Origin of the sequence: Pseudomonas sp. MS15a(2019) (assembly GCF_013277805.1) — a bacterium.
GTDB classification, from domain to species: Bacteria; Pseudomonadota; Gammaproteobacteria; order Pseudomonadales; family Pseudomonadaceae; genus Chryseomonas; species Chryseomonas benzopyrenica.
Genome location: NZ_VBTN01000017.1, coordinates 44236 through 60737, shown reverse-complemented (window position 1 = coordinate 60737; position 16502 = coordinate 44236). Strand labels below are relative to the sequence as shown.

Annotated in this window: 17 protein-coding genes; 3 read left to right on the top strand and 14 right to left on the bottom strand. The window is 65.6% G+C overall.

Annotated elements, in window-relative coordinates; translation table 11 throughout:
- The first annotated feature begins 23 nt into the window (after nt 1-23).
- Complete coding sequence (gene dapC, locus FEZ61_RS22970; protein WP_173150475.1) at nt 24-1217, top strand: succinyldiaminopimelate transaminase; 1194 nt, start codon at nt 24-26, stop codon at nt 1215-1217.
- Here the strand turns inward: dapC and FEZ61_RS22965 are convergent.
- Nucleotides 1214-2848: a Na+/H+ antiporter gene (locus tag FEZ61_RS22965; protein WP_173150474.1), complete on the bottom strand. Its 1635-nt coding sequence runs from the start codon at nt 2846-2848 to the stop codon at nt 1214-1216. The two genes, dapC and FEZ61_RS22965, sit on opposite strands and share 4 nt — an antisense overlap.
- A gap of 211 nt (nt 2849-3059) precedes the next feature.
- Here FEZ61_RS22965 and FEZ61_RS22960 point away from each other — a divergent pair, with 211 nt between their 5' ends.
- Nucleotides 3060-3374 (top strand): hypothetical protein, encoded by a 315-nt coding sequence (locus FEZ61_RS22960; protein ID WP_007159499.1) that lies wholly within the window; start codon nt 3060-3062, stop codon nt 3372-3374.
- 51 nt (nt 3375-3425) lie between these two features.
- Here FEZ61_RS22960 and cysN read toward each other — a convergent pair whose 3' ends face one another.
- The 3 genes from cysN to FEZ61_RS22945 all read right to left on the bottom strand — a co-directional run bounded on the left by cysN (nt 3426) and on the right by FEZ61_RS22945 (nt 7164).
- On the bottom strand, nt 3426-5324 hold the full coding sequence (cysN, locus tag FEZ61_RS22955) for a sulfate adenylyltransferase subunit CysN (protein ID WP_068383729.1): 1899 nt from the start codon (nt 5322-5324) through the stop codon (nt 3426-3428).
- 1 nt (nt 5325) lies between these two features.
- Complete coding sequence (cysD, locus tag FEZ61_RS22950; protein WP_017639063.1) at nt 5326-6243, bottom strand: sulfate adenylyltransferase subunit CysD; 918 nt, start codon at nt 6241-6243, stop codon at nt 5326-5328.
- A 165-nt stretch (nt 6244-6408) separates the two neighbouring features.
- On the bottom strand, nt 6409-7164 hold the full coding sequence (locus FEZ61_RS22945) for a Nif3-like dinuclear metal center hexameric protein (protein WP_173150472.1): 756 nt from the start codon (nt 7162-7164) through the stop codon (nt 6409-6411).
- A gap of 115 nt (nt 7165-7279) precedes the next feature.
- On the opposite strand from FEZ61_RS22945, the gene FEZ61_RS22940 reads away from it, so the two are divergent.
- Complete coding sequence (locus tag FEZ61_RS22940) at nt 7280-8401, top strand: trypsin-like peptidase domain-containing protein (RefSeq protein ID WP_173150465.1); 1122 nt, start codon at nt 7280-7282, stop codon at nt 8399-8401.
- A gap of 13 nt (nt 8402-8414) precedes the next feature.
- Here the strand turns inward: FEZ61_RS22940 and hisC are convergent, their stop codons facing one another.
- From hisC to FEZ61_RS22890, 10 genes are all read right to left on the bottom strand, one after another.
- Nucleotides 8415-9470 (bottom strand): histidinol-phosphate transaminase, encoded by a 1056-nt coding sequence (gene hisC, locus FEZ61_RS22935; RefSeq protein ID WP_173150463.1) that lies wholly within the window; start codon nt 9468-9470, stop codon nt 8415-8417.
- Complete coding sequence (gene hisD / locus FEZ61_RS22930; protein WP_007159505.1) at nt 9467-10786, bottom strand: histidinol dehydrogenase; 1320 nt, start codon at nt 10784-10786, stop codon at nt 9467-9469. Before hisD ends, hisC begins: the two co-directional genes overlap by 4 nt.
- A gap of 290 nt (nt 10787-11076) precedes the next feature.
- A complete protein-coding gene (gene hisG / locus FEZ61_RS22925; protein ID WP_007159506.1) occupies nt 11077-11709 on the bottom strand; it encodes an ATP phosphoribosyltransferase in 633 nt (210 codons plus the stop codon).
- Nucleotides 11710-11718: 9 nt separating this feature from the next.
- On the bottom strand, nt 11719-12984 hold the full coding sequence (murA, locus tag FEZ61_RS22920) for a UDP-N-acetylglucosamine 1-carboxyvinyltransferase (RefSeq protein WP_173150461.1): 1266 nt from the start codon (nt 12982-12984) through the stop codon (nt 11719-11721).
- Nucleotides 12985-13006: 22 nt separating this feature from the next.
- Nucleotides 13007-13246, bottom strand: coding sequence for a BolA family protein (locus tag FEZ61_RS22915; protein ID WP_007159508.1), 240 nt, complete (start codon nt 13244-13246; stop codon nt 13007-13009).
- 73 nt (nt 13247-13319) lie between these two features.
- Nucleotides 13320-13634, bottom strand: coding sequence for an STAS domain-containing protein (locus FEZ61_RS22910; RefSeq protein ID WP_064306770.1), 315 nt, complete (start codon nt 13632-13634; stop codon nt 13320-13322).
- On the bottom strand, nt 13631-14281 hold the full coding sequence (locus tag FEZ61_RS22905; protein WP_068383732.1) for an ABC transporter substrate-binding protein: 651 nt from the start codon (nt 14279-14281) through the stop codon (nt 13631-13633). The genes FEZ61_RS22910 and FEZ61_RS22905 overlap by 4 nt, the downstream gene beginning before the upstream one ends.
- Before the next feature lie 14 nt (nt 14282-14295).
- Nucleotides 14296-14772, bottom strand: coding sequence for an outer membrane lipid asymmetry maintenance protein MlaD (gene mlaD / locus FEZ61_RS22900; protein ID WP_007159511.1), 477 nt, complete (start codon nt 14770-14772; stop codon nt 14296-14298).
- On the bottom strand, nt 14772-15566 hold the full coding sequence (mlaE, locus tag FEZ61_RS22895) for a lipid asymmetry maintenance ABC transporter permease subunit MlaE (protein ID WP_017640058.1): 795 nt from the start codon (nt 15564-15566) through the stop codon (nt 14772-14774). The genes mlaD and mlaE overlap by 1 nt, the downstream gene beginning before the upstream one ends.
- Nucleotides 15566-16375 carry an ATP-binding cassette domain-containing protein gene (locus FEZ61_RS22890; RefSeq protein WP_017640057.1) on the bottom strand — a complete coding sequence of 270 codons (810 nt, stop codon included), beginning with the start codon at nt 16373-16375 and terminating at the stop codon, nt 15566-15568. The genes mlaE and FEZ61_RS22890 overlap by 1 nt, the downstream gene beginning before the upstream one ends.
- Between the last annotated feature and the right edge of the window lie 127 nt (nt 16376-16502).

Here is a 16502-nt window from a genome sequence, read left to right as displayed (position 1 = left end):
CTCGAACGAAGGACCACCCGACGATGAATCCCACCCTCGACCTGCTGCAGCCCTATCCGTTCGAGAAGCTGCGCGCCCTGCTCGCCGGCGTGACCACGCCAGCGGCGATCAAGCCGATCCCGCTGTCGATCGGCGAGCCCAAGCATCCGGCACCGGCCTTCGTCGCTGAGGCCCTGACCGCGAACCTGGACCAGTTGGCGGTCTACCCGACCACCCTGGGCATCGTCGAGCTGCGCGAGGCCATCGCCAGCTGGGCCGGCCAGCGCTTCGGCGTCCCGGCGGGCTGGCTGGATCCGGCACGCCACGTGCTGCCGGTGACCGGCACCCGCGAAGCCCTGTTCTCCTTTACCCAGGCGGTGGTGGATCGCAGCAAGCGCGGCTTGGTGCTGAGTCCCAATCCCTTCTATCAGATCTACGAAGGCGCGGCCGTGCTGGCCGGCGCCGAGCCGCATTACCTGCCCTGCCTGGCGGACAAGGGTTTCAACCCCGACTTCGACAGCGTGCCGGACGAGATCTGGCAACGCTGCCAGCTGCTGTTCCTTTGCTCGCCCGGCAACCCGACCGGTGCCCTGCTGCCCGTGGCAACGCTGAAAAAGCTCATCGCCCTGGCCGATCGCCACGACTTCGTGATCGCCGCCGACGAGTGCTACAGCGAACTCTATTTCGACGAAGCCAGCCCGCCACCCGGCCTGCTGACCGCCTGCGCCGAACTGGATCGCAGCGACTTCGCCCGCTGCGTGGTCTTCCACAGCCTGTCCAAGCGTTCCAACCTGCCGGGCATGAGATCGGGTTTCGTCGCGGGCGATGCCGCCATCCTCAAGCGCTTCCTGCTCTATCGCACCTACCATGGCTGCGCCATGCCGGTGCAGGTGCAGAAGGCCAGTGCGGTGGCCTGGCAGGACGAGGCCCATGTCCGCGAGAACCGCGAACTCTATCGGCAGAAGTTCGCCGCCGTGCTGGACATCCTGCAGGGCAGCCTGGAGGTGTCACTGCCGGACGGCGGCTTCTATCTCTGGGCCAAGACCCCGGGCGATGACGAAGTCTTCGCCCGTGACCTCTTCGCCCGCGAACACGTGACCGTGGTGCCAGGCTCCTATCTGTCGCGGGACGTCGCGGGCGTCAACCCGGGCGCCGGACGGATCCGCATGGCGCTGGTCGCACCCCTGGCCGAATGCGTGGAAGCGGCGGAGCGCATCCGCCGCTTCTGCCAGGGCTAGCGATTGCCTTGATCGCGCATCAGCGCGGTCTCCTGGATGTCCAGTTCGCGCAGGAACTCGCTGACCACCAGGTCATCGATCACCCCGGCGATCCGCAGCCGATAGAGTTCGCGGCGCTGGGCGCGGATGGCGAGCAGGCGCAGCTCGCCGTCCAGGCTATCCCGCAGGCGCGCCAGGGAACGGGCGTCCTCGCTGTCATCGGCGGAACTCAGCTCGTCGCGGAATTCGGCGATGATGCCAGCCTTGATCTCCGCCTGCAGCGCCGCCCGCGCCGGCTCGTCGGTGTCGCTCGACTCCACGTCTTCCAGGGCCACGATGGCGGCCCGGGCGGCATTGATCCGCACCTCGCAGCGCTCCCGCTCCAGCAGGTCGTTGGATTGCTCCGGCAGCCGCGCCAGCAGTAGCGGTATGCCGATGCTTGCCACCACCAGCGAGAGCAGGATCACCCCGGCGGCGATGAACACCAGGACGTCACGCAGGGGAAAGGGCGTGCCATCCGAGAGCAGCAGCGGCAGCGACAGCACACCGGCCAGGGTCACGGCGCCGCGCACCCCGCTGAGGGAGGCGATGGCGGCGATCAGCCGAGGATCTCCGGCGATGGTGATAGGGCCGCTGCCGGGCTGGGTCAGGTGCCAATAGCCCAGGATGACACCGAAGCGAATGGCCATGATCACCGCATAGGCACCCAGCACATAGAGCGTCAGCCAGCCCGCGGCCGGCCAAAGCGCCTGGGACGCCGGCAGCGCCGCCGCCAGGATGTCGGGCAGCTGCAGGCCCAGGATCAGAAACACTAGGCCGTTGAAGGCGAACTCCACCAGCCCCCAGACGCTGTGATTGAGCAGGCGGGTGGCGGTCTGCCGGGGCAGCATGTCGACCCGGCTCTGCATCATCCCGGCTGCGACGGCGGACAGGATGCCCGAGACCCCCAGTCGCTCCGCCAGCACATAGGCGGCGAAGGGCAGCAACAGCATGAAGACGACATGGGGCGCGGCATCGCTCCAACCGCGCTTCACCACCATCCAGGCGCGCGCGCGACCCACCAGCCAGCTCAGCACCCCGCCGACCAGTACGCCGCCCACCGCGACGATGACGAATTCCAGGCTGGCCTGGCTCAACGAGAAGGCACCGGTCAGGGCCGCCGCCACGGCGAACTTGAAGGTCACCAGACCCGAGGCGTCGTTGAGCAGGGCCTCACCCTGGATCACGTGCAGCAAGGCGCTGGGCAGCCGGCCGCGGACGATGCTGGACACCGCCACGGCATCGGTGGGCGACAGCACCGCCGCCAGGGCGAAGGCCACCGCCCAGGGCAGGTGCAGCATCCAGTGCAGGAACCAGCCGGCACCCAGTACCGTGAGGAACACCAGGCCGAAGGCCAGGACGAAGATCGGTCGGCGCAGCCGCCAGAATTCCCGCTTGGGCATGCGCCAGCCATCGGAGAACAGCAGCGCCGGGATGAACAGCAGCAGGAAGAGTTCCGGGTCCAGGGCCACGTGCAGCCCCAGGGTGGGCCAGGCGAGCAAGGCGCCGACCACCACCTGGATCAGCGGCAGCGGGATGGGAATCAGATGGGCGCTGAGTCGGGTGGCACCCACCATCAGCAAGAGGATCAGAGCGGTATAGAGAATCTGCACGGTGGTCTCGTGGTCAGGGCACCGGTCGCGGTGCCAGATACAGGAGATGCATCCCGCGGGGGTGGGGACACGTCGACCTCGAGTTGTTGGGACTGATGTCCCCGGATTTGGTTTTACCCAAACTTTACCCGAGGCGATCTAGGCGACTGGCCACCGTTGCGGTCTGATAGACATACCCGGTTTCATTTCCCCGGGTCGCAGGAGAAAGATCATGCTACGTCGCATCACTCAAGTCGTGGTGCTTGCCGGTTGCCTCGCCATCGCCGGTCAGGCGTCCGCCCACGGTCGTGGTCCCGGTCCGGCCTTTCTCGGTGCCGTAGTGGGCGCCGTGGTCGGCGGAGCCATCGTCTCCCATTCCTACGCCCGCGAGCCGGTCTACGTCGAAGGGCCCCCGCCGCCTCCGCCGCCGCGCGTGGTCTACTACGAGCCGGCACCGGTCTACGAATATCGCGTGGTGGAGCCCCGCCCGGTGTACTACGGCCCGCCGCCCGGCGCCTACTACTACGGCCCGCCCCCGCGCTGGTAAGGGCCCAAGAAAAAACCCGCCTCTCGGCGGGTTTTTTCTTGGCTAAACGCCCTAGACCACCTGGCGCCGACGCAGGACGTCGAGGATCTGCTGGACCCCCTCCTCCACCGACAGCTGCTCGGTGTCGATCACCAGATCGGCATCTTCCGGTGCATCGTAGGCGAAGGAGATACCCGGAATGTTGTCGCCACCGGCGGCGTAGAGCCCCTGGGGATCGCGCTCGGCGCAGGCCTTGGGCGACGCCTTGACGTGCACGGTCAGCAGACGCTCGGCACCGATCAGCGCCTGGGCCTGGGCACGGCCCTCGGCATCCGGCGCGACAAAGGCCGCCAGAGCGATCAGACCCGCTTCGTTGAACTGGCGGGCCACCTGGGCGGCACGCAACCAGTTCTCGCGACGCCCGGCGCGATCCTGGGGCAGCCCCTTGTTCAGGTCGTGGCGCAGATTCTGACCGTCCAGCACGAAGACCGCGCGACCGGCATCGAACAGGCGACGCTCCAGGGCATAGGCCAGGGTGGTCTTGCCGGCGCCGGAGAGACCGGTGAAGAGCACGGTGCTGGGCTGCTGACCGAAACGCGCGGCCCGCTCGCCATTGCCGACGTGCAGCTGGTGCGCGCCCTGGCCATGGCCACCCCGGCCCACCGGGTCGGCGATGATCATGCCGGCACCGACGGTGCCATTGGTCAGGCGATCGATGACGATGAAGGCGCCGGTGGTGCGGTTGACGCCATAGCCATCCAGCGCGATGGACGCATCGAGAGCCACCTTGACCCGGGCGATCTCGTTGAGCTTGAGCTCGCTGGCGGCGCCACGTTCCAGGGTGTTGACGTCCACCGTGTGCACGATGCTCGGCAGCGAGCCGGGCACGTAGCTGGTGGCGCGCTTGATGTCGTACTTCTTGCCGGGCCGCATGGGTTCTTCGGCCATCCACACCAGCATGGCCTCGAAGCTGTCGGTGACCTGGGGACGGTTGTCGGCATGTACCAGGACGTCGCCGCGGGAGATGTCGATCTCGTCTTCCATGGTCAGGGTCACCGCCTGGCCGGGTCCGGCCTGCTCCAGCTCGCCTTCGTAGGTGACGATGGACTTGATGCGACTGCCCTTGCCCGACGGCAGGACCACCACGGCATCGCCTTTGGTGACCACGCCCGAAGCCAGGGTCCCGGCGAAGCCGCGGAAGTTGAGATTGGGCCGGTTGACGTACTGCACCGGGAAGCGCAGGTCGTCGAGATTGCGATCGGCGGCGATCTCCACGGTCTCGAGGATTTCCATCAGCGGCTTGCCGCTGTACCAGGGCGTCTGCTCGCTGCGATTCACCACGTTGTCGCCCTTGAGCGCCGACATGGGGACGAAGTGGATGTCCTTGGCGTTGAGGTCGATGCGCTGGGCGAAGGCCAGGTAGTCGTCCTTGATGCGCTCGAACACCGCCTCGTCGAAGCCCAGCAGGTCCATCTTGTTGATGGCGACCACGATGTGCTTGATGCCCAGCAGCGAGGCGATGTAGCTGTGCCGGCGAGTCTGGGTCTGGATGCCGTGACGGGCGTCGACCAGGATGATCGCCAGGTCGCAGGTGGAGGCCCCGGTGGCCATGTTGCGGGTGTACTGCTCATGGCCGGGGGTATCGGCGATGATGAACTTGCGCTTGGCGGTGGAGAAGTAGCGGTAGGCCACGTCGATGGTGATGCCCTGCTCGCGCTCGGCCTGCAGACCGTCCACCAGCAGCGCCAGATCGACCTCTTCGCCGGTGGTGCCGACCTTCTTGGAATCGCGGGTGATGGCTTCCAGGTGATCCTCGTAGATCATCTTGGAATCGTGCAGCAGGCGCCCGATCAGGGTGCTCTTGCCGTCGTCGACGTTGCCGCAGGTAAGGAAGCGCAGCAGCTCCTTGCGTTCGTGCTGTGCGAGGTAGGCCAGGATGTCCTGGCCGATCAGATCGGATTGGTGCGACATCTTAGAAATACCCCTGACGTTTCTTCTCTTCCATGGACCCGGCGCCATCGTGGTCGATGACCCGGCCCTGGCGTTCGGAGGTGCGGGTGAGCAGCATCTCCTGGATGATGTCCGTCAGCGTGGTCGCCTGGGACTCCACCGCGCCGGTCAGGGGGTAGCAGCCAAGGGTACGGAAGCGCACCTGGCGCTTGTGGATGCGGGCCTTCTCCTCGGACGAGAGGTGCTCGAGGATACGGTCGTCGTCGATCATGAGCAGGGTGCCGTTCTTCTCGATCACCTCGCGCTCGGCGGCGAAGTACAGCGGCACGATCGGGATGCCTTCGAGGTAGATGTACTGCCAGATGTCCAGCTCGGTCCAGTTCGACAGCGGGAAGACGCGAATCGACTCGCCCTTGTTGGTCTTGCCGTTGTAGATGTTCCACAACTCGGGACGCTGGTTCTTGGGATCCCAGCGGTGCTTGCTGTCCCGGAAGGAGTAGACGCGCTCCTTGGCGCGGGACTTCTCCTCGTCGCGGCGGGCACCGCCGAAGGCGGCGTCGAAGCCGTACTTGTCCAGCGCCTGCTTGAGGCCCTGGGTCTTCATGATGTCGGTGTGCTTGGCACTGCCATGGGTGAAGGGATTGATGCCCTGGGCGACCCCTTCCGGATTCTTGTGCACCAGCAGATCGAGGCCCATGTCGGCGACCATGCGATCGCGGAATTCGTACATGGCCTGGAATTTCCAGCCGGTGTCCACGTGGAGTACCGGGAACGGCAGCTTGCCGGGAAAGAAGGCCTTGCGGGCCAGGTGCAGCATCACGGCCGAATCCTTGCCGATGGAATACAGCATGACCGGATTGTCGAACTCGGCGGCCACTTCACGGATGATGTGGATGCTTTCCGCCTCAAGCTGTTTGAGGTGCGTCTGTTTGTCGAGCATGGCTACTCACGATTGCAGAAAGGTGGCCTAGGAGAGGTCCGTTGCGGCATCCAGTCGACTGGACACACCGGACAGAGCGGGCCGTGGACGAACCTCAACCTTACCATAGGCAACGGTTATGGCCCGCCAGGCCATCTAGATCCAGAAGTTATATGCTTATGACGCTCAGGCGGGATTGTCGCAGTCGATGAAGAGGTGCTGGATACCCAGCTGCGCGGCCAGATAATCACCCAGCGCCTGCACGCCATAGCGCTCGGTGGCATGGTGGCCGGCGGCGAAGAAACTCACGTCGTTCTCGCGAGCGCTGTGCACCGTCTGCTCGGATACCTCGCCGGTCAGGTAGGCATCCACTCCGGCGGCGATGGCCTGGTCGATGTAGCCTTGGGCGCCCCCGGTGCACCAGGCCAGGCGCCGGATCGAGCGCCCGCCGTCGACCACCAGCGGCTCGCGCTGCAGCACGTCCGCCACCTGCCGACCGAAGTCCGCGGCGGATTGCGCCTGCGGCAACTCGCCCTGCCAGATCAGTCCCTTGGTATCCCCGGGCAGCGGCCGGATATCCTGCAGCCCCAGGCGGCGTCCCAGCTGGACGTTGTTGCCCACCTCGGGATGGACATCCAGGGGCAGGTGGTAGGCCAGCAGGCTGATATCGTGGCTCAGCAGCGTCTTGATTCGGCGCTGCTTCATGCCGATGAGGCGGGCATTCTCGTTCTTCCAGAAGTAGCCATGGTGCACCAGGATGGCATCGGCGCCGGCGGCGACGGCGGCGTCCAGCAGCTGCTGGGAAGCGGTGACGCCACTGACCAGCAGGCGCACCTGCTCACGACCCTGGACCTGCAGGCCGTTGGGGCAATAATCCTGGATCCGGGCCGACTCCAGGTAACGGTCGGCGGTCTCCACCAGTTGCTCAAGGGACAGGGTCACGTGCGGCTTACCTCCTCGTTGGCGGCGCCAGCGTGTCTTCGGCTGGCGTCGCTCCTTATAATGCCCGCCAGCTTATCCGGCGCACCCCGGGTGGACAAATTCAAGGATGTGATCGATGTACAAGGCTTTGCGTTATCTCGGCTGGCCCGTGCTGTGCGGTCTGCTCGTTGCAGCCCTGATCATGCAGCGCTATCCCCAGTGGCTCGGCCTGCCCGCCCAGCCGCCGCTGTTCGAGGCCGCCCAGGCGCCCGCCAGTTCGCGCCAGGAGGGACCGGTTTCCTACGCCGACGCGGCCAGTCGCGCCGCACCGGCGGTGGTGTCGCTGCGTTCGACCAAGGCCGCCAAGCCGGGCAAGGCCGGAGATACGGCCAGCGATCGCAAAGGCGCGACCAAGCCGGTGGAAGAACTCAGCCTGGGTTCCGCCGTGCTGATGAGCCATGACGGCTATCTGCTGACCAACAACCACGTGACCCTGGACGCCGAGTCCATCGTGGTGGCGCTGGCCGACGGCCGCCAGACCCTGGCCAAGCTGATCGGCAGCGATCCCGCCACGGACCTCGCCGTACTGAAGATCGACCTGCCCAATCTGCCGGCCATCTCGGTGGGCGATTCGAGCGCCATCCGCATCGGTGACGTGGTGCTGGCCATCGGCAACCCCTTTGGCGTCGGCCAGACGGTGACCATGGGCATCATCAGCGCCACCGGTCGCAACCAGCTGGGTCTCAATACCTACGAGGACTTCATCCAGACCGATGCGGCGATCAACCTGGGCAATTCCGGCGGGGCGCTGGTGGACGCCAGCGGCAATCTGATCGGCATCAACACCGCCATCCTTTCCGGCGGCTCCCAGGGCATCGGCTTCGCCATCCCGATCAAGCTGGCCATGGAGGTCATGCGCTCGATCATCCAGCACGGCCAGGTCATCCGTGGCTGGCTGGGCGTGGCGGTGGAGGTGATCACCCCGGAGCTGGTCAAGACCTATGGCCTCAAGGTCGACCAGGGCATCGTGGTGACCGACATCGATCCCGATGGACCGGCGCACAAGGGCGGTCTGCGCGCAGGCGACGTGCTGGTCAAGCTGGCTGGCCAACCGATCAGGGACGGCCGGCTGGCGATGAACCAGATCGCCCGCAAGCAGCCCGGCGACAGCATCCCCATCGAGGTGCTGCGCCAGGACAAGACCGTGCAGGTCAAGGTGACCGTCGGGATGCGCCCTCTGATGGAGAAGGCGCGCTAGCCGCGAACGAGACTCAGAGGATGTCGAGGGCCGTGATCAGCGCCTGATTCTGCGCCGGCGTGCCGATGGTGATGCGCAGGAAGTCGGCGATGCGTTCGGGGCGGCTGAAGTGGCGCACGATGACGCCGTGCTCGCGCAAGCTCGCGGCCAGCGCCGCCCCACCCTTCTGCACATGCCGGGCGAAGATGAAGTTGGCGGCCGAGGGCAGGACCTCGAAGCCGCGCTCCAGCAACTCGCCCATCAGCGCTTCGCGACTCTCGATCACCTGCCGGCAGGTCTCGTCGAAATAGGCGCGATCCTCGAAGGCCGCGGTCGCGCCGGCCAGGGCCAGGCGATCCAGCGGATAGGAGTTGAAGCTGTTCTTGATCCGCTCCAGGGCTTCCATCAGCGGCGCCTGTCCCAGGGCCAGCCCTACCCGCAGACCGGCCAGCGAACGGGACTTGGACAGCGTCTGGGTCACCACCAGGTTGGGATGGCGCTCGATCAGGGCGACCGCGGACTCGGCCCCGAAGTCGACATAGGCCTCGTCCACCACCACCACCGAGGTCGGGTTGCCGGCGACGATGCGCTCGATGGCGTCCAGCGCCAGGGCGCTGCCGGTCGGCGCATTGGGGTTGGGGAAGATGATCCCGCCATTGGGGCGCAGATAGTCCTCGGGGACGATCTGGAAATCCTCGTCCAGCGCCGGCGTCTCGAAGGCGATGTCGTAGAGGCCGCAATAGACCGGATAGAAGCTGTAGCTGATGTCCGGAAACAGGATCGGGCGGCCATGGCCGAACAGACCCAGGAAGATGTGCGCCAGCACCTCGTCCGAGCCGTTGCCGACAAACACCTGGTCGCTCTGGAGGCCGTAGTAGCGGGCGACGGCATCCTTCAGCGCCTGACCGTTGGGGTCGGGATAGAGGCGCAGGTCGTCGGTGGCCGCGGCGCGAATGGCGTCCAGCGCCCGCGGTGACGGACCGTAGGGATTCTCGTTGGTGTTGAGCTTGACCAGGTTGGTCAGCTTGGGTTGCTCACCCGGCACATAGGGCACCAGGTTCTTGACGAAGGGACTCCAGAGCTCGCTCATGCCTGCTCCTCCTGAATACGGTATTCGGCGCTGCGGGCGTGGGCGGTCAGGGACTCGCCACGCGCCAGCACCGAGGCGACCCGGCCCAGCGCGGAAGCGCCCGTGGCCGAGCAGTGGATGATCGAGGAACGCTTCTGGAAGTCGTACACGCCCAGCGGCGAGGAGAACCGTGCGGTGCCCGAGGTCGGCAGCACATGGTTGGGACCGGCGCAGTAGTCGCCCAGGGCCTCGGCGGTGTAGCGACCCATGAAGATGGCACCGGCGTGGCGGATGCTGGGTAGCCACTGCTCGGGTTCGGCGACCGACAGCTCGAGGTGTTCGGGGGCGATGCGGTTGGCCACCTCGATGGCCTGGGCCATGTCGGCGACCTGGATCAGGGCGCCACGGCCTTCCAGGGAGGCGCGGATGATCTCGGCGCGCTCCATCTCCGGCAGCAGGCGGGCGATGCTTTCCGCCACGGCGTCGAGGAAGGCGGCGTCCGGACTGACCAGGATGGCCTGGGCGTCCTCGTCGTGCTCGGCCTGGGAGAACAGGTCCATGGCGATCCAGTCGGGATCGGTCTGGCCGTCGCAGACCACCAGGATCTCCGACGGGCCGGCGATCATGTCGATGCCTACCTTGCCGAACACGTGGCGCTTGGCGGTGGCGACATAGATGTTGCCGGGGCCGACGATCTTGTCCACCGGCGGCACGCTTTCGGTGCCATAGGCCAGGGCGGCCACGGCCTGGGCGCCGCCGATGGTGAAGACGCGATCGACACCGGCCAGGGCGGCGGCGGCCAGCACCAGTTCGTTGACCTCGCCGCGGGGCGTGGGCACCACCATGACCACTTCCTTTACGCCGGCGACCTTGGCGGGGATGGCGTTCATCAGCACCGAGGAGGGATAGGAGGCCTTGCCCCCCGGCACATAGAGCCCGGCACGATCCAGCGGGGTGACCTGCTGGCCGAGCACGGTGCCGTCGGCCTCCTGGTACTGCCAGGAATCCTGGCGCTGCTTTTCGTGATAACGACGAACGCGCTCGGCGGCGGCTTCCAGCGCGGTGCGCTGCTCCGGCGTGATGCGGGTCAGGGCTTCTTCCAGACGCGCGCGCGGCAGGATGAGATCGCTCATGGCGGTCGCCTCGACGGCATCGAAGCGCCGGGTGTATTCGAGCAGCGCGGCGTCGCCCTGGTGGCGCACGTCGGCGATGATCGCCAGGACCCGCTGGTTGATGTCGGCGTCGGACACCCCTTCCCAGCTCAGCAGATGATCCAGATGCTCGGCGAAATCCGGAGCGGCGGCGGCAAGTCGGCGGATGGCGAGCGGAGCGGTCATGGCGGATCCTCTTCAGGAGAGCGAAAGGGGCGCCCGAGAGTAACAGCCGGTTCCGTGTGGGCGCCCGACAATTTGGCTATGGCACGGATAGGCGAAGCTGGAGGGATGAAAGCAGCCTTGACCGGCATTCGGCATGCCGGCCAGGACGTAGAGCCTGTTCAAAGTCTCGCGAGCTAGAGACAAACAAGGCAAAAATGGCTGAGGAAGCGGAGTTTACGAGTGGTAAATGAGCATTCCGAAGCCATTTTTAACGCAGTTTGGCCGACGCGCAGCAGGCTTTGAACAGGTTCTCAGGCGCCGCGCGCCTCGACGGCGTGTCTCAGGGTCTCGATGAGGGCCTGGATACGGCCATGCTGCATCTTCATCGAGGCCTTGTTGACGATCAAGCGGGAGCTGATATGGGCGATCAGCTCCTGGGGTTCGAGTCCGTTGGCCTTGAGGGTATTGCCGGTGTCGACCACGTCGATGATCTTGTCGGCCAGCCCCACCAGCGGTGCCAGCTCCATGGAGCCGTACAGCTTGATGATGTCGACCTGACGACCCTGCTCGGCATAGTAGCGCTTGGCGACATTGACAAACTTGGTCGCCACCCGCAGCCGGCCACGCGGCGCCGGAGCGCCCACGGCGCCCGCGGTCATCAGTTTGCAGCGGGCGATGCGCAGGTCCAGCGGCTCATAGAGACCATCGCCGCCGTATTCCATCAGCACGTCCTTGCCGGCCACGCCCAGGTCCGCGGCGCCATGCTCCACATAGGTGGGCACGTCGGTGGCGCGGACGATGAGCAGGCGCACATCGTCCTGGGTGGTCGGGATGATGAGCTTGCGGCTCTTGTCCGGATTCTCGGTCGGGGCGATCCCCGCCGCCGCCAGCAGCGGCAGGGTATCGTCGAGGATACGGCCCTTGGACAGGGCGATGGTCAGCATCGGAGGTCCTTACTTGGGCGTGCGACGGATCTTGGCGCCGAGCAGCTGGAATTTCTCCTCGATGCATTCGTAGCCGCGGTCGATGTGGTAGATGCGATCGATCAGGGTATCGCCTTCGGCTACCAGGGCGGCGATGACCAGGCTCGCCGAGGCGCGCAGGTCGGTCGCCATGACCGGGGCGGCCTTGAGGCTGGGCACGCCGGTGACGATGGCGGCATTGCCTTCGATGGCGATGTTGGCGCCCATGCGTACCATCTCGTGAACGTGCATGAAGCGGTTCTCGAAGATGGTCTCGACCACGGTACCGGTGCCTTCGGCGACGGCGTTCATGGAGATGAACTGCGCCTGCATGTCGGTGGGGAACGCCGGATAGGGCGCCGTGCGGATGTTGACCGCGCGGGGGCGATTGCCCTTCATGTCCAGCTCGATCCAGTTGCTGCCGGTGGCGATGTGGGCACCGGCCTCTTCCAGCTTGGCCAGCACGGCCTCGAGGATGGTCGGATCGGTATCCTTGAGCTTGACGCGGCCGCGGGTGGCAGCGGCGGCAACCAGGTAGCTGCCAGTCTCGATGCGGTCCGGCAGCACCGAATAGGTGGCCCCACCGAGGCGCTCGACGCCTTCCACGGTGATGGTGTCGGTACCGGCGCCCTGGACGTTGGCACCCATGGCGATCAGGCAGTTGGCCAGATCGACGACTTCGGGTTCGCGAGCGGCGTTCTGGATCACGCTGCGGCCCTTGGCCAGGGTGGCGGCCATCAGCACGTTCTCGGTACCGGTCACGCTGACGGTATCGAAATAGTAGTGGGCACCGCGCAGGCCGCCGGCCGGCGCCTTGGCCTTGATGTAGCCGCCTTCGACGGTGATCTTGGCGCCCATGGCCTCCAGGCCACGCAGGTGCAGATCGACCGGACGCGAACCGATGGCGCAACCGCCGGGCAGTGCGACTTCCGCCTCGCCGAAGCGGGCGACCATCGGGCCCAGCACCAGGATCGAGGCGCGCATGGTCTTGACCAGCTCATAGGGCGCGACCAAGGTCTTGATGCTGGAGGCATCCACCTCGACGTTGAGCTTTTCACCGATCACCGGCTGGACGCCCATACGACCGAACAGCTCGATCATGGTGGTGATGTCGTGCAGGTGCGGCAGGTTGGCGATGGTCACCGGAGTGTCGGCGAGCAGGGTCGCGGCCAGGATCGGCAGGGCCGAATTCTTGGCCCCGGAAATGCGAATTTCACCGTTCAGGCAGTTGCCGCCGGTAATGATCAGTTTGTCCATAGCGAGTTCTCGGCGCTGCGAATCAGGCGCGTTCGGCCCAGGCAGCACGGGTGAAGAATTTCATGGTGACAGCATGGATGCTGCCATCGGCGATCTGCGGCTGGAGGTGGGAGTAGACCTGCTGCTGACGCTTGACCGGGCTGAGTGCCTGGAGCTCGTCGCTGATCAGGTAGAGCTGGAAGTTGCAGCCCTCGCCTTCCACTTCGACCTGGGTATCGGCCAGTTTTGCCTCCAGGAGGCTTTTGACTTCTTGGGCCTGCATGGCGGCACCTCGGCAATCTAGTACAGCCGGCGATCATACAAAAAAACCGGCTGTACGGCGACTGCGATGACCGTTAGCCGTGAGCGTCGTCCGCCAGGGGCAGCAACTCCAGGGCATCCGAGACCTCGGCGATCTGCCGCAACTCGGAGGGCAGACCGGCGATGGTCAGCGGGCGCCCCGCGACCTGGGCATCGCGCAGCCAGGCCAGCAACAGCGCCAATCCGGCGCTGTTGGAGCGTTCTATGCCAGCGCAGTCGAGCACCAGCGGCCCACTGCCCTGACCGATCAGTGCCCGGCCCTGCTCACGCAGGGCCGGCACATTGGCGTGATCGAGCACGCCCGACAGCTGCAGTCGAGCGCCCTCGCCGGTGATGGCGGCGCGACTCACGAACCGACCTTGGCCTTCTGGGCCTCGGGAGAGTCCTTGGCCTTGGCCACGGTGCCCGCCCAGTTGTTGATGGTCTTGTCCAGGTCGTTGCCGTTCTCCTGCATCGCCTGGGCGAACTGGTCACGGAACAACTTGCCGAGGTTCAGGCCGTTGATGATGACGTTACGGACCTTCCAGTCCTCGCCCTGCTTGACCATGCTGTACTGCACGGGATACACGGCGCCATTGTTGCCCTTGACCTCCATGCCCACGCTGGTGCGGTCGGGACCGTCGGACGGACCTTCAGGCAGCACGCGGATACCCTGGTTGTTGTACTCCAGCAGCGCATTGCCATAGAACTGCATCAGGCTGCGCTTGAAGTTTTCCTGGAAGCGCGCCATCTGCTCGGGCGAGGCACTGCGGCTATAGCGCACGGTCATGATGCTGCGCGAGATGCCTTCGGCATCCACCACCGGGCCGAGGATGTTGTTGAGCGACTCGTAGAAGGCTTCCGGGCTGCTGCGATACCGGTCGCGATTGGTCTCGAGGTCGCTGAGCAGCGTGCTGGTGGTCTGCTGGATGACGTCATGGGCCGAGGGCGCCGCCTGGGACACCAGCGGCAGCAGGGCCAGGATCGCGATCACTCCGTGACGAAGTAGCTTGAGCATGGAGAAGCCTCTCATCATTTATTGGCGGAAGAGTCTTTATTGACCGAGTTGAGCAGGAATTTGCCAATCAGGTCTTCGAGAACCAGCGAGGATTGTGTATCTCGAATGGTCGAACCCTCCTTGAGCACCTGCTCGTCACCGCCCACGCTGATGCCGATGTACTTCTCACCAAGCAGGCCGGCGGTCAGGATCGAGGCGATGGAGTCGGTCGGCAGGTTGTCCACCTGCTTGTCGATCTGCATGGTGACCCGACCGCGGTAGCTGTTGCGGTCGAGATCGATGGCGGTGACCTTGCCGATGGTCACGCCCGACATGGTCACCCGCGATCTCACGGTGAGACCGGCGATGTTGTCGAAGTAGGCGTAGACCTTGTAGGTATCGTGGTGGTCGCTCATCGTCAGACCGCTTACCCGCAGTGCCAGCAGCAGCAGTGCGAGCACGCCGGCCAGCAGGAAGAGTCCGACACCGATTTCCTGGGTGCGGGTTTGCATCAGAGATCTCCAAACATCAGGGCGGTAAGAATGAAGTCGAGGCCGAGCACGGCGAGCGACGCATAGACGACGGTACGGGTAGTGGCGCGACCGATGCCTTCGGAGGTCGGCTCGCAGTCATACCCCTGGAAGACGGCGACCCAGGTCACCACGAAGGCGAACACCAGGCTCTTGACCACGCCATTGAGCACGTCGCTGAGCATCACGCTGTTCTGCATGGTGGCCCAGAAGGAGCCGTCGTAGACACCGAGCCAGTCGATGGCGACCATGGCCGCGCCCCAGATGCCCACCACGTTGAACATGGCGGCCAGCAGGGGCATGGAAATGAAACCGGCCCAGAAACGCGGCGCGACGATGTACTTGAGCGGATCCACGCCGATCATTTCCAGGCTGGACAGCTGCTCGGTGGATTTCATGTTGCCGATCTCGGCGGTCAAGGCGGAACCCGCCCGGCCGGCGAACAGCAGCGCGGTCACCACCGGGCCAAGTTCGCGCAGCAGGGTCAGGGCCACCATCTGCCCCACGGCCTGCTCGGAACCGTACTTGACCAGGATGTTGTAGCCCTGCAGGGCGATCACCATACCGATGAAGAAGCCCGACACCACAATGATCGGCAGCGACATCACGCCCACCGAATAGAGTTGCTTGCCCAGCAGCTGCAGGCCGTTGCCCACGCCACCGCGACCGAACACCGCCAGCAGCAGGACGATCACCGAGCGGCCGATGGCCGCCACGACGTCCAGCCCGGCTCGGCCCAGCCGACGAATCCGCTCCACGGCGGAGACCTTACGCATCAGTGTTTCCCCAGCAAGGCATCGCGCAGATCCGGCGCGGCATAGTGGAAGGGTACCGGGCCATCGGGGATGCCCTGCATGAACTGGCGAACCCGCGGATCCGGCGATTCGCGCAATTCCTTCGGCGTGCCCTGCCCCAGCACCTTGGTGTCGCCCACCACATAGAGGTAGTCGGCGATGCTGGCGGTCTCGGCCAGGTCGTGGGAGACCACGATGCTGGTCAATCCAAGGGCTTGGTTGAGCAGGCGGATCAAGCGCACCAGCACGCCCATGGCGATGGGGTCCTGGCCGACGAAGGGCTCGTCGTACATGAGGATCTGCGGATCCAGGGCAATGGCCCGCGCCAGGGCGACCCGGCGCTTCATGCCACCCGACAACTCGTCCGGCATCAGTTCGACGGCGCCACGCAACCCCACCGCCTGCAACTTGAGCAGGACGATGTCGCGGATCATTTCCTCGGGCAGCTTGGTGTGCACGCGCAGCGGAAAGGCCACGTTCTCGAACACATCGAGGTCGGTGAACAACGCGCCACTCTGGAACAGCACGCCCATCTGCCGGCGCATCTCGAACAGTTCGCCGCGGGACAGCTGCGGCAGATTGGCGCCATTGACCCAGATCTCGCCGCTGCTCGGCCGCAACTGGGCGGCGATGAGACGCAATAGAGTGGTCTTGCCACTGCCGGACGGTCCCATGATCCCGGTGACCTTGCCCCGCGGGATGCGGATATCGACGCGGTCGTAGATGAGACGCGTGCCGCGCTTGAAGGAAACACCCTTCAACTCCACGGCGTACGGGCTATCGACGGTCATCAAGACTCCTAACGTTCAACTCTGTGCAGGGAGACGCCGCTCCGCCGCTTCAGGGCACGCGGCTCTTGCGTTCGGCGGCCCCGGCAAAAGGGCGGCACTATAGCATTCGTTGCCGATGAGACTTCCA